The sequence below is a fragment of the Opitutales bacterium genome (assembly GCA_013215165.1).
Classification (GTDB): Bacteria; Verrucomicrobiota; Verrucomicrobiia; order Opitutales; family JABSRG01; genus JABSRG01.
In genome coordinates this window covers 34,150-48,167 of the sequence record JABSRG010000013.1, presented here as the reverse complement: position 1 = coordinate 48,167, position 14,018 = coordinate 34,150, and the positions used below count along the sequence as shown (strand labels likewise).

Here is a 14,018-nt window from a genome sequence, read left to right as displayed (position 1 = left end):
GCTAGCGATTGGTTGTTTGAATGCGTGTAGACTCTCGCTTCAGGAGAACAGCAATCCCCAAGGCCACCAAAAACGTAGCGCCAAAGAGATAGAGACTCATCTGATAACTTTGGGTGCGCTCGTAGATATAGGCACCGAACATCGGACCTACGATACCGGCCAACGACCAAGCGGTCAGTATCAAACCATAGACAACAGGCATGCGTTTCACACCAAAGAGATCACTCACATAGGCTGGCATAGTCGCGAATCCACCACCGTAGCAAGTCAAGATGAGGAACGTGACCCCCATGAAAGCGAGCGGCGATGTCGTGAGGTTTGCCAGTAGCGGGAACGCGACGAACTGAATCATAAAAAAGAGTATAAACGTGTTAGGACGGCCCATTTTATCAGACACGGCTGCCCAAAAGATACGTCCCAATCCGTTGAAAACTGAGATGCCCATAACGAGGAGACTCGCTTGGTCTAAAGACAACCCTACCATTTCGTAACCCATCTTCTTTGCCGTCGCGATCACTGTGATCCCGCAGGTCACATTGATAAACAGCATAGACCAGAGCCCATAAAACGCGGGTGAACGTAGTAAATCCGATAGAGATATACCCCCTTCCGTCGCAGAAGACTCTACTGAGTATTGCTCCGGTGGCGTAATATAGAGCGCGCTGAGAGCCATGACGACGGCATAGACTAATCCAAGGCAAAGAAAAGCTGCAGAGACGTCTCGTTTACGATAGATCACTTCAATGCGGTATGGCTCAGCACCCTGATCTACCTGAACCATTCCTGACTCCCAAGCGTTGCCCGTGTATACCATCGCGGCCAATGCGACCTCATCCTCAGCTTCCAGAGCGACCGCATATTCCCTAGGAGACACCTCCTTATGAAGCGCAACTTCGCCCTGAACGGGCACCCACCAATCGATGAATTGAGCGCAAACCAGCCCTCCAAACCCGAAGCCCATTATCGCCATACCTGTGGCAACTCCCCGACGCTCAGGAAACCACCTCACCAAAGTAGCAAGAGGCGCAATATATCCGATACCGAGACCAATTCCGCTTAATACTCCAAAACATACATAGAACAACCACAACCATTCCATCCACACAGCCAGGCCCGATCCTAACAAACCCAAGGAGAAAAAAACTGCTGATAGCAGCCCACTCAATCGCGCACCGAGTAACTCGACATGCCGCGCCATAAAGGCCGCGGTCAGACCAAGAAAAAAGATCGCTACACTAAAGCCCAGAGACGTCTCAGCCGTAGACCATCCCAGCGTATTTTCCAAAGGCATCTGCCACGCACTGTATGCATAGATCGAACCTATCGACAGATGAATGCCGACAGCCGAAGCTGCGATAAGCCAACGGTTCTTTTTCATGGATCAATCAGGGCATACCGTCTCTCAACTTCGCGCCAAGAGAATCACCATCATCTTCACTTTGGGCTCAACCCTTTGGTTGTTCTGGATCAGGTTGAGGACCCACTTCAGCGGGCGCATTGGGTTCGGCTTTTCGAGTAGCACGATCATTGGGGTTCTCCACGCCGACCATCAAGATATCACAGTCAATATCGCCGAAATTGCGGAATGTATGCCACTCCCCCGGCCATGTTGCGATGGAATCACCAGTCTGAATCTCCTGCCAGGCTCCATTGATATGGGCATGGCAACAACCTGCGGTGACATAGAACCATTCTTCACAATGACTGTGGGTATGAAACCATGTGTTGGACTCCCCTGGCGGAATACGGGTGAGGCGTGCTTCAAGCTGACTCAGGCCATGGTGCGAGGAAAGCTTCTTATAAAGACCACGCCGATCAGCAGTCGCTGCCGGAATAAATTTCTCCGTCCATTCATGATCATCTGGACGCACAATATGGGATCTTTTTTCTGACATAATAAAAAGCTTTAGCCGATCTGTGGCTCGGCGTTCCCAGGCATATTCAGAATCACAAATAACAATCCGCTGGATATAGACACCGAAATCGACTCTGAATCCGCCATATTGCTTTGACCCAGCAAGCCCCCTATTCGAAGCGTCGCATCGTTCAATGGCCAATGTAAACCCGTGGCAGAGACACCTGTCGCAGTATCAAACGGCACCAGACTAATGGTTTGACCGGACTCAACGCGTTCCTCGTGCAACGCCCATTCGGCATTTACTCGGATGACACGCTGTTGGTCGTCGATGATTTCAAAGCGTGATTCGGGAAAAGCACGCCCCGCAATAAGCAGATTTGTTAGCGAATGATCAAGACGCCCCCCAGTCGCTCCCAAAATGACGAAGTGATGGAAAGGTATATTCTCAGGCACAGCCCCTAAAGCTTTCTCGAAGTCGGTAGAATCTTGTTGTTCTTTGACGTCTACCCGGCAAGTCAACGTATTCAAGTCTCCTTGAAATGAGTCGAAGTCTCCGATCGCCACATTGGGCATGACTCCTGCCTGAAGAAAGGCATCGACGCCCCCGTCAGCGCCAATCGCAAAGGTTGCCCGGCCATACCAATATTCAAGTAATGCAGGCGCCGGAGGCTCTCCGCCCAGGACGATCAGACACAGAGACGGACCTGATGGGGTCATCGCGGAAAACGTTTCCGAGCTCCCTTAGTATCGAAGACCTTCCTGAACTCATCTGAACCCGCCACCTCTATAGCCCCCTCGATAGATTCCCAATTCCAGGTCTTACCCGCTAAATAAAGCTGAAAGGGTTTGCCGTCCTGCATGACTGGAACGCAATCACCGACCACGGAGATGATTTGAGGATACATCGCGTTGGGATCCTTCACCTTCACCTCAGCATAGACGTAAAACTCTCCCTTTTTCTCCCAAACTTCCTGGATCGCTAGAACCCAGCCCGGATGCGGGGCATCAAACGAGACACAGAGCCGGTTTTTATTATCCTCGACCCATTGATCGTTCGTGTTGCAACCGGTGAATGCAATTGATGCTAAAATCGACAAGAAGGCTAAGATCTTTGATTTCATCCCCAACTTCCAAAAGCAATTAAGCTCACAAGTCGAGCGTCTCTGTATATTCTATCCACCCGATGTCCGTAGACTCCTTTAAATGCTCAATCGACGCCTCAGAGGAACATATCATTAAATCAAGATATGTTAATACTTGCCGAACTTGGCTTTCCTCACAGTATCCTAGCCATGGCCAATTTTATCTTCTCATCTGAATCCGTCGGTGAAGGGCATCCCGACAAAGTTGCCGACTTCGTTTCTGACAGCATCCTCGATGCTTGCTTTGAACAGGACACCGCCAGTCGAGTGGCCTGCGAAACCCTAGTAAAGAGCAACTGTGCATTTCTCGCCGGCGAGCTGACTACCGCAGCAAAGATCGATTTTGAGGCCGTTGTCCGAGAGGCCATTCGGGAGATTGGCTATACAAACGACGACGATGTTTTCCAAGCCGATAGCGTATTCATTACCAATGCACTTACGACCCAATCTCCCGACATCGCTCAAGGGGTGGATGCTGCAGGAGCCGAAGGTAAAGCGACTGCAGAACAAGGGGCCGGCGACCAGGGAATCATGTTTGGGTTTGCCACAAACGAAACACCCGAACTGATGCCCGCACCCGTCATCTTCGCTCACACTGTAATGAAAGAGCTCAGCCGGGTGCGCAAGGAGACAAATCTCGCACCGTGGTTACGCCCCGACGCTAAGTCTCAAGTGGCTGTAAAATATGAAGATGGAAAAATCACCGGCATCCAAAATGTCGTTGTTTCCACGCAGCACACCGCAGATGTGACTCATGCCGAGATTGAAGCATTTATCACCGAAGAGATCGTTAAGCAGGTCTTACCGACCGAATTATTCACCGATGAAACCGAGTTTCTGATTAACCCGACTGGTAAGTTCATTATCGGCGGCCCTCAAGGCGATGCTGGCCTAACGGGGCGGAAAATCATTGTGGATACCTATGGCGGCTGGGGTCGTCACGGAGGGGGTGCATTCTCGGGCAAAGACCCCTCTAAGGTAGATCGCTCGGCGGCTTACATGTGTCGTTGGGTTGCCAAAAATATCGTGGCTGCAGGACTTGCAGACTCAGTAGAAGTCCAGGTGGCCTACGCCATCGGCTACCCCCATCCCACCAGTATTTGCGTCAACACCTTTGGCACGGGCAAGGCACCCGATGAAGCCATCGCCGCCGCCCTACCGAAGGTCTTCAGTTTCAAACCAGCGGACATTGTCTCACAACTCGACCTGCTGCGTCCGATCTACCGCGGCACCACTTTTTACGGCCACTTCGGCAAGACTAATCTGCCTTGGGAACAAACCGACAAAACCAGCGAGCTCCAAGCTGCCCTCTAATTCAAATCATCCTTCATCCTTTAACTTCCATCCATTCAAAACATGGCTACCGAAACCCTCACCACTACCGACTACAAGGTTGCAGACATCTCCCTAGCCGACTGGGGACGCAAAGAGATCGACATCGCCGAAAAGGAAATGCCCGGCTTGATGGCCGTTCGTGAAAAATACGGCCCGGAGAAACCACTCTCTGGAGTTCGCATCATGGGATCGCTCCACATGACCATCCAAACAGCGGTGCTCATCGAGTCCCTCGTTGCTCTGGGCGCAGACGTCCGCTGGTGCTCGTGTAATATTTTCTCTACACAAGATCACGCAGCCGCAGCCATCGCTGTCACCGGCGTTCCAGTCTTCGCCTGGAAAGGCGAGTCACTTGAGGAGTATTGGGACTGCACATACAAGGCACTGACGTGGCCAGATGGCAAAGGCCCACAGCTGATCGTCGACGATGGCGGTGATGCTACGCTACTCATCCACAAAGGCTATGAGCTCGAAACTGAAAACAGCGATTGGGTCGATTCAGAATCTGAAAGCGAGGAAGAGCAGATCATCAAGAACCTCCTCAAACAGATAAACAGCGAAGACCCCATTCGCTGGTCCAACACAGTCAAAGAGTGGAAGGGTGTATCCGAAGAGACTACCACCGGAGTTCATCGCCTCTACAAGATGCAAGAAGAAGGCAAACTCCTCGTCCCAGCGATTAATGTAAACGACTCCGTAACCAAGTCGAAATTTGACAACCTTTACGGCTGCCGTGAGTCCCTCATCGACGGAATCAAGCGCGCCACAGACGTCATGATCGCCGGGAAAGTCGCAGTAATTTGCGGATACGGCGATGTAGGCAAAGGCTGTGCCCAAGCTCTCAAAGGCATGGGCGCGCAGATTATTGTCACCGAAGTCGACCCCATCTGCGCCCTTCAGGCCGCTATGGAAGGCTTCAAGGTCACCACAATCGAGGACGCACTGCCAGTCGGAGACATCTACGTCACGACCACTGGCAATAAGGACATCATCACTTTCGAGCACATGCGCCAGATGCGCGATCAGGCCATAATCTGTAACATCGGCCACTTCGACAATGAGATCCAGGTCGTGAAATTAAACGAAGCTCCCGGCGTTCAGCGCATCAACATCAAGCCTCAGGTCGACCAATACAACTTCCCAGAAGGACACTCTATTTTCCTTCTCGCAGAAGGCCGTTTGGTCAACCTCGGTTGCGCCACCGGGCACCCGTCGTTTGTGATGTCGAACTCGTTCACAAACCAAGTATTAGCACAGATGGATCTCTGGAAGCAGGTCGAGAAATACACACCCGGCGTCTATATCCTCCCAAAATACTTGGACGAGGAAGTCGCCCGTCTCCACCTCGACCGCATCGGCGCCAAGCTCACAGTCCTTTCAGACAATCAAGCCGACTACATTGGCGTGAAGTCAAAGGGGCCGTTCAAACAAGAGCACTACCGCTATTAAGCGGCGGTTAATCTTAACCCATTTCAAAGCCCGGCTTTCTCCTAAGATGCCGGGCTTTTTTGCAGGTGCTAAGCAAGATAGATAGTCTAGAACCCCTTCACACCGCGCATACTACACGGGTATTGAAAAAAAATCCCCAGGTCGACACAGCTCAAATAACATCTCGTCAGCAAATTCTTAACGATGCCGCTGCCTAACCGCCTCAAAGAGCGTCACCCCTGTTGCAACCGACACATTGAGGCAATCCACCTCTCCCGACATCGGGATCTTTACCAAGTCGTCTGATAATTCTGCAGTCAGGCGGCGTACACCTGCGGCCTCGGCACCCATAACCACCGCAACTGGACCAGCGAAATCACAATCAAATAGACTGATCGAACCCTTGTGGTCCGAAGTAGCAACGATACGAATCTCCAGCTCTCGAAATTTGCGCAAAGCATTCGCAAGGTTACTGACTTGAACATAAGGCACATGTTCTGCCCCCCCACATGCAATATGGCGCACCGTTTCAGTGATGGGGGGCGCGCCCTTCTTTGGGGCAACCACCACGTCGACTCCCGAGGCATCCGCCGAACGCATAATCGCACCTAGATTGTGCGGGTCTTGCACCTGATCCAAAGCCAGGATGAACGGGCAATTGTGTTCAGCGAGCAGTTGATACATCTCTTCCTCGCTCAATACAGGAATCTGCGTGCTAAATCCACGATGACGATTCTGACGGGTTTGCTTTTTCTTAGAATAGGTAGCCATGTGCTGGGTAAATATTTAAGCGACAATAGCCTGGGCTCCGGCATGCTTGTCTCGAGAAAGTATGGCTTTGTCCGCATCTGCGTAGCGAGCAATATGGTCCGCGGCCAATACCCTAAGCTCTTCGATTGAATTCACCTGAGCCAAGCCACCCCGTGCTTTTTTGCACGCTGTCATGTCCTTGGTCAGTTTAGAAAGTTTAGGACGCATCCAGCGGAGTTGCCCGCCGAATTTCTGTCTAGCAGGTCTGCTTGAAAGCATCTCAGCGAAACGAATGATCGTTTCCCAGCGCTTCTCAAGAGTGAGCCTCGGTGGCCTCTCTCCTGTTGCCAACATGTGTTTGATCTCACCAAATATCCACGGATAACCCAATGCGGCTCGGCCAATCATAGCACCCGCTACACGTGACTCAGACCGAACACGCTCAATGTCAGCGGCGGATTCAATGTTTCCATTCCCAATCACAGGGATGTTCACCGCTTCTGCTGCCTCGTATATCAGATGCCAGCGGGCTTGCCCCGTGTAACCCTGTTCTTTGGTTCGCCCGTGAATGGCCACTGCCTCCACACCCGCGTCCTCCAAACGTCGCGCTACATCGGTGGCGACAATGCTACTATCGTCCCAGCCGACTCGGATCTTTCCCGTCACCGGCAAACCTGGTAAGGCGCGCACAACCGCGGCAGCAATCGATTGCAGCTTTGCGGGATTTCGTAAAAGCGAGGAGCCGGCATCGCGGCAGGTCACCTTGTCGGATGGACAACCAAAATTAAGGTCGATAAAATCCGGCTGATGCCGGTCTACTAAACGCTGAGCCGCTTCGGCCATAACTCCAGACGAAGATCCAAAAATCTGAATACCCATTGGGCGCTGGTCTTCTGAAAAATCCACAGTTTCCCAGGTTGCTGAGTCGCCATGAATCAATGCATCAGCCAAAACAAACTCCGATACGACTACATCAGCCCCCTCCGAACGACACAGTTGACGAAACACCGTGTCCGTAAAACCAGCCATCGGAGCTAAGTAGAGGGGGAATTTTCCGTCCTGAAACCAAGAAAGCGCCATACGTTCATCCTATGTCGAAAGCCGCCATTCAATACTTCCCGACACTTTTATCTTAAAAATACATTGCATCACCAAGATCAACGGGTTTCTTTCGAATGCTTATCTAGATGCTCAAGTGGTGGTTCCGAGCCGATGGCGACAAATACATTGGCTTGCCAATTTCATCACCTTGAGCATTCATAAAACTTATCCTTCGGGTTTTCCCGAAAACCAAATGCTCAGGTGGTGGAATTGGTAGACACGCTATCTTGAGGGGGTAGTGCCTGTATGGGCGTGCGGGTTCAAGTCCCGCCCTGAGCACCAGTTCCTAATTTAGGCCTTCGATTACGCGATGGCTTTTTTTGTCTCGAAGGCATTGTGAGACTTTCACCCGGCGGGTGGTCCGGATCTGCTGCGCAGACCGGTCTTGTCGCGAAGATTCTCTTCGCTCGGTACAAGTCCCGCCCTGAGCACCAGTTTCAAATTTGGGCCGTCGATTACACAATGGTTTTTTATTCCGGTGGTATAGTAGGGTGTGACCAGAGGTGCGGTGCATACTAATGTTCAGTAGGGTGATCGTGAGAGCGATTGCCGTCGTGCAGATCAAAGCTCAAGCCAAGCAATGGCTGTCGCCATTACTCTACCCTTCTAATCTGAGCCAGAAACTTGAGTGTTACGAATTTTTAATAATATAACGTTTTTAACAATAGGTTTAGACAAAGAAAATGTTTAAATCTATTCTTTGTCATAAACCATTAAACCGCCTAGATTTTTAATTTTAATATTTTCTAAAAATTAAAGAGAAACAACGATTTAAACTTGAGATATATGAACGTTTTCCATCTATTAATTTTTCTTAGAATCCCCCCCATTCATATAGTCCATGAACCACTTAAAGAACGCATCTTTATACATATTATTGATTGCAAGTCTTTCTACAGCCAGCTTCGGTGCAGTAGACACAAAGAATGTTTATATCGTACAGAACATAAATTCTGAGGATTCGATATTTATATCAGAATACTATGCACAAGTAAGGGGTATACCTAGCAATAACATATTGAGGCTATCACTACCCACTCGTGAAGAGATTGCTTCTAATAAGTTTTATGAATCCGTCTACAACCCTGTGATCGAAGCCCTATTTGACCAAGGTGCAATGACCGGTGAGGTTCATAAAGAAAAGAACAGAAATGGAAGGCTGCTCTATAGAGTCGATTCTACTTCGATCGACTTCTTGGTGACGACGATTGGGACCCCTCTTAAGATGAAGCACTCTCGCAAGATGAAGGGTGAACGAATGGGAATTGATTATTCTCTCAGGACATCAAAGGGATCCATAGATTCACACCTCGCTCAAATTTTATCCATAGAGAAGGATATCGTCGGGCCAGTCCAAAATCCCCTTTTTGACATCGACCTCAGTATAGAAGAATCTAGAAATATGGTGCTCAAGGTATCACGCTTGGACGGACCAAACGTGTCTGCGGTAAAAGAACTTATAGACAATGCAATCTATGCAGAAAAAAACGCATTTTATGGATCAGCCGTCGTCGAAAAAGATGGGCCACATGCCGCGGGTAAATATTGGCTAAAAACGGCGCAGTCTTATTTGGAAACATCAGGAATTACGATAGAACGCGACTGCCTAGTAAACACATCGCGCACAGTCGGCAATGACGCTGTCTCATTCTATTTTGGTTGGTATCAAAGCAAGCCCCCACGGGCATTGAGAAATAAGGACTTCAAGTTCAAAAAGGGAGCAATAGGTTTTCACATTCACAGTTATTCAGGAAAGTCCTTGGTAGATGAGAACTCCTGGGTCGCGTTTCTAATTAGCCGCGGCGTATCATGCACCGTCGGTAACACTTACGAACCTTATCTTAGGCACACGCATCGTCCACAGATCATGTTTCACGCTCTGAGACAGGGAAAGACTTGGGGTGAAGCTGCTTATCAATCCATAAACTGCATCGGCTGGCAGGGGGTGGTCATTGGTGACCCCCTCTACCGACCCTTCACACCTCAGCCAGCTTTTCATTTGCTTGCATCGAATGATCGACAGATAGGTTATTGACCAAATTTCTGTGGGTCACAGATTATCGGAAATGCAATTCATGACTGTTTCATCTAAAACAGCCCCGGCGAGAATCCCAATTCTGATGAACATTTTTAAACTACTCCCTTTTCTGTGTCTAGGCTGCATGAGTCTAGTCGGAGCACCTCACCAAGATGAGATGGACGGCACAACACTCAGGATGATTATCCAGGAATTGACAGATGATAAAATTCTCGCTGATGGGAATGTTATCGAATTTGAATTCAGGGATTTGGAGCTGCTGTGTATCTACGACGAAACTCACAATCGAATGAGAATTATCTCACCGATTAAGGAATATTCTGCTGTGACGGAGTTTGAAAAGGATATGATGATGCAGTCGAATTTCCACAGCGCCCTTGATGCTCGCTACGCAGTAAGTAACGGCCTTTTATACTCAGCGTTTATTCACCCTTTACGTTCCCTCAGTAAACTAGAGGTTCTCTCGGCAATTTATCAGGTATGCAGCTTGCATATCAGCTATGGCCGTGAATACAGCAGCGGCCTTTTGTCCTTCGGTGATGCTCTAAAAGACGACGGAGCCATCTAAACCGGCAACGTCTGCTACGACGAGGCCCTTAAGCTTAAGTCATCGCCAATCGCTTGAGCTGGTTCCAGTGATTCAGTTTGATCAGGGTTAAAACGCATTGAAATAACACGGGAAACCCCCTTCTCCGGCATGGTGACTCCATAAACAACGTTAGACGCCGCGATCGTGCGTTTATTGTGTGTAATGATCACGAACTGGGAGTATTTGGTGAATGTCTTCAGCATACTGGTAAATCGCCCGATATTAGCATCATCCAAAGGTGCATCTAGCTCATCCAGAACGCAAAATGGGCTCGGCTTGACCATATAGATCGCAAAAAGCAACGCGACGGCAGTCATCGTCTTCTGTCCACCTGAAAGCAGCGATAAATTCTTCAGGCGTGTTCCTGGGGGGCGCGCCACAATATCAATTCCCGAGTCGAGAATATCCTCATTGTCAACCAGCTGCAAATCGGCAAAGCCACCCCCAGTCAGCTGATCGTAGGTATACTTAAAGTTCTGGATCACCTGCTCAAAGGTTTCCCTGAAGAGCTGAGTCGATATGGTGTTTATCTCGTCGATCGCCTCAATGAGGCTGTTTTTGGAATTCCACAGGTCGTCGCTTTGTTCTTTAAGAAACTGAAATCGCTGAGCTAGGTCAGCATATTCTTTGATGGCGACTAGATTGACTGGACCCATTGCATTAACTCGGCTTCGTAACTCCCGGACCTCAGTTTCTACAGCACTCCAATCAGTCTGATCCATCGCAGAGAGGTCATCTGGCGTCGGGTCTGTACGCATTGGGCGGCCCAATTCTTCTATTGAGTCAACGGCATCCAGTGATTCGAGATCAATTTGGCGTTCAAACTCGGCATCAGCGGCCCACAGCTGCGCCTTCCATCCCACTTTCGTCAGATCTGCTTCATACTCATTGATAGCTTTTTCGACTAGCACTTGGATTTTCGAAAGAGTCTCCACACAACGGATCTCCATACGTCCATGCTGCGTAGCAAATTCTCGCTCACTACGTCGTAATGACTCCAGAGTCGTCTCTCGCGAGCTGACTTCTTTATCAATGGCCACAGCCGCATCGCGTTGCCTTGCTGCCTGCTCCTCCGTCACACGCACTGATTCTTCAAGATGGGTATTCCGGGCGGCAGCATGAGTGGCATCTTCTTTCAACTTTGCTACCTGCTCATGTATCGTGTCACGCTCCAACTCGCGCTGGCGGACTAGAGAGTTCACGTCATCAAGTCGGCGTTTCATCTGGCTGACCTCACGATCAAGAGATTCAAGCCTCTGACGTTTTTCAGCCAGTTGGAGTCGGAGATCTGCAAGGCTGTCGCGGCGCGAATCGCGTTCATCGCGGAAACGATCAATATCTGCCTCGTTCTGTTCGACCTGTTCACGAGCATGAACGTGCTCTGCTTCACCCTCTTTCAGCGCTGTCTGGGCCTGTTCGAGGCGATGTAATTTCTGTTTATGTGAAGCTTCAAACTCACTCAGATTTTGCTGCGCACGGCGTACCGCACGATTGGCTTTTTCAAGATTGGATTGAACACTTTTTTGTTGAGCTTCGATCGTGCTCGCCTCCTGTCGGATCTCTGAGAGCTGTGCGCGCTGCTCATCTAATTGCTGCTCCGCCCCCTGAATCTCCTGCTGTAGAGCTTCATGCTCCCCACACAAGATATCCATCTCCGCTTGAAGCACCTCGCGCTCTTTTTTGCGTTTTCTGATCTCTGATTGTCGTTGGATAATCGAAGATTTTTCGCCCTTACCTCTCCCCCCAACCATACAACCGTCCGCACGCAGCACCCGGCCCTCAGAGTCTGAAATACGCGCGAATCGCAACTCCGGGCTCTGACGCCAATAAGCCCGAAACTCGACGATGCTATCCACGATATAACACCCCGCCAGTAGCGCCCTCAAATGACTCTCAGCACGCACAGTTTGAGCTTTTACGCGCTCGAAGGCTGGTCGCACTCTCTCGGGCAAATCGCGTGGGATTGAAAAGGTCATAGAAGCATCTCCATCTCCACGAACTACTGCCGTTCCAAGTTTTTGATTTACGAGGCCATTGATCGCACGGCTAGTTTCATCACCATCTGCCAATAAAACCGCGTCAACGGCATCCCCGAGGAGTGCCTCAACGGCCAGACGATCAGCCTCCGGAACTTCTATAAGCCGAGAAAGCGTTTCGGCCTCTTCACAGGAAAGTTCATCTACCTTGTTTTGTAGGATTGCTTTTGCACCAGCTCCCAAACCCTCAAGCCCCTGATTAAGTTTCTCCAGCACCCCGAGGTGCGCTGCAACGGCGGCGATCTGTTTGTCTTTCTCCCGCAGACCTTGCTGCTTTTCACGATGGCGCTCGCGTAGCCCCGTGCGTTTGGCTTGCAGGGCATCTAATCGAGCCTTTTGTTCATCCAGGTCCTTTAATCGGCAGGTCCGCGCGCGCTCGAGATTTTGCGATTCAGCCTGCAGTTGTTCAATCTCTTGACTGAGCATATGGACTTGCTCCGAGAGTTGAGCATGCCGCCCCTGATAAGCTTTAGCCTCAACCTCAAGTGTAGTGACTTGGGATCGCAAACGCGTTAACTTGTTGTCCACCATAAGGACATCTTGGCGTGCCTGCTTTAAGGCCTTCTCTGCTTGTGTCAGTTTATCCTGAGCTATGAGCACTTCGCGATTTCGCTCTTGAAATAAAGCATCAGAATCTCCGACCAGGCCAAGTTGCATCTGTCTAGAAGTACTTTCACTCTGCAATTGCTTTTCAATATCCTCGCGACGCTCCAACTGGATACCGAGCTCTGCCGAAATCTGCTCACCGCGCTTGCCTAGATCTTCCTGACGCGCTTGGGACAGCTGGATTTTATTCTGATTCTTCTCAAGTTCCGCTTTTAAGTTATAGAGCGCTTGTTGAGCAGACTGCAGACGCTCCTGAGATGAACTACGTTCAGCCCGAGCATGATTCAACCCGGCCTCTTTTTTCTGAAGCTCGGAACGACATGTATCGAGTTTTTGGCCCAGGGCTGACTCTTGTTGCTTAAGTTCTAGATTTTCACGAGACCGCAGATCGAAATGGTAGGCTAGCCAAGCCAAGTCCAGATGACTGAGGCGATGTTGGACGCGTTGGTAGCGCAATGCCTTGCTCGCCTGACGTTTTAGAGAGCCAATCTGCCGGCCCACCTCATCAATGACATCGGTAACACGTGCCAAATTTGCCTCAACAAGGTTTAGCTTATTAAGCGTCTCACGACGTTGGGCTTTGTACTTCGTGATGCCCGCGGCCTCTTCGAAAATAACTCGACGCTCCGAAGGGTTAGAGGAAAGAATTTGGTCAATCTGACCTTGCAAAAGGAAGGAGTAAGAAACCCGTCCGACTCCCGTATCCATAAATAAACGCTGGATATCCTTAAGGCGACAGACCTTTCCGTTGATGAAATAGTCACTGCTCCCCTCTCGCGCTACGCGTCTCCCCACCTCCACTTCATTGAAGGCCGTCCCCAGATGCTCTTCACAGTCGGTAAATTTGAGAAACACTTCACACAGATTCAGGGGCTTTCGTTTTTCAGAGCCGGCAAAGATGATGTCCTGCATTTTGTCCCCCCGCATGGCTTTGGCCGACTGCTCGCCCAAAACCCAACGCAATGCATCAGCAATATTGCTTTTACCACAGCCATTGGGGCCCACGATTGCTATGACACCAGGTTCTAGATCCAGCTTTGTCTTATCAGCAAAGCTTTTGAATCCATTAATGATGACTTCTTTCAGATGCATTTCCGTTGAGGGGTTTGAATCATTTAGAGAACACATCTTGCTT

11 protein-coding genes and 1 tRNA gene are annotated in these 14,018 nt (G+C 50.0%); 5 read left to right on the top strand and 7 right to left on the bottom strand.

From position 1 onward, the window contains the following. Position 1: 1 nt before the first annotated feature. From HRU10_04290 to HRU10_04275, 4 genes are all read right to left on the bottom strand, one after another. Entirely contained in the window at positions 2–1,378 is a 1,377-nt protein-coding gene (locus HRU10_04290; GenBank protein ID NRA26451.1) for an OFA family MFS transporter, read from the bottom strand. A gap of 67 nt (positions 1,379–1,445) precedes the next feature. Further along, positions 1,446–1,895 (bottom strand): cupin domain-containing protein, encoded by a 450-nt coding sequence (locus HRU10_04285; protein NRA26450.1) that lies wholly within the window; start codon positions 1,893–1,895, stop codon positions 1,446–1,448. A gap of 11 nt (positions 1,896–1,906) precedes the next feature. Beyond that, positions 1,907–2,575, bottom strand: coding sequence for a thiamine diphosphokinase (locus HRU10_04280; protein NRA26449.1), 669 nt, complete (start codon positions 2,573–2,575; stop codon positions 1,907–1,909). Further along, the gene (locus HRU10_04275) at positions 2,572–2,979 is read right to left on the bottom strand and encodes a hypothetical protein (GenBank protein NRA26448.1); all 408 of its coding nucleotides are present in this window, start codon (positions 2,977–2,979) and stop codon (positions 2,572–2,574) included. Before HRU10_04275 ends, HRU10_04280 begins: the two co-directional genes overlap by 4 nt. Before the next feature lie 171 nt (positions 2,980–3,150). Between HRU10_04275 and HRU10_04270 the strand changes: the two genes are divergently transcribed. Both HRU10_04270 and HRU10_04265 read left to right on the top strand, forming a co-directional pair. Next, positions 3,151–4,314: a methionine adenosyltransferase gene (locus HRU10_04270; protein ID NRA26447.1), complete on the top strand. Its 1,164-nt coding sequence runs from the start codon at positions 3,151–3,153 to the stop codon at positions 4,312–4,314. A 42-nt stretch (positions 4,315–4,356) separates the two neighbouring features. Then, the gene (locus HRU10_04265) at positions 4,357–5,784 is read left to right on the top strand and encodes an adenosylhomocysteinase (protein ID NRA26446.1); all 1,428 of its coding nucleotides are present in this window, start codon (positions 4,357–4,359) and stop codon (positions 5,782–5,784) included. A gap of 177 nt (positions 5,785–5,961) precedes the next feature. Here the strand turns inward: HRU10_04265 and rlmB are convergent, their stop codons facing one another. Both rlmB and HRU10_04255 read right to left on the bottom strand, forming a co-directional pair. Further along, positions 5,962–6,534 carry a 23S rRNA (guanosine(2251)-2'-O)-methyltransferase RlmB gene (gene rlmB, locus HRU10_04260; GenBank protein NRA26445.1) on the bottom strand — a complete coding sequence of 191 codons (573 nt, stop codon included), beginning with the start codon at positions 6,532–6,534 and terminating at the stop codon, positions 5,962–5,964. Between the two features lie 15 nt (positions 6,535–6,549). Then, on the bottom strand, positions 6,550–7,593 hold the full coding sequence (locus HRU10_04255; protein NRA26444.1) for a tRNA-dihydrouridine synthase family protein: 1,044 nt from the start codon (positions 7,591–7,593) through the stop codon (positions 6,550–6,552). Positions 7,594–7,809: 216 nt separating this feature from the next. On the opposite strand from HRU10_04255, the gene HRU10_04250 reads away from it, so the two are divergent. The 3 genes from HRU10_04250 (at position 7,810) to HRU10_04240 (ending at position 10,220) form a co-directional block, all read left to right on the top strand. Then, positions 7,810–7,896 (top strand) — tRNA-Leu (locus HRU10_04250). Between the two features lie 559 nt (positions 7,897–8,455). Beyond that, positions 8,456–9,649, top strand: coding sequence for a TIGR03790 family protein (locus tag HRU10_04245; GenBank protein ID NRA26443.1), 1,194 nt, complete (start codon positions 8,456–8,458; stop codon positions 9,647–9,649). Between the two features lie 85 nt (positions 9,650–9,734). Next, complete coding sequence (locus HRU10_04240) at positions 9,735–10,220, top strand: hypothetical protein (protein NRA26442.1); 486 nt, start codon at positions 9,735–9,737, stop codon at positions 10,218–10,220. A 14-nt stretch (positions 10,221–10,234) separates the two neighbouring features. Here the strand turns inward: HRU10_04240 and smc are convergent, their stop codons facing one another. Then, positions 10,235–13,975, bottom strand: coding sequence for a chromosome segregation protein SMC (gene smc / locus HRU10_04235; GenBank protein NRA26441.1), 3,741 nt, complete (start codon positions 13,973–13,975; stop codon positions 10,235–10,237). Positions 13,976–14,018: the final 43 nt, after the last annotated feature.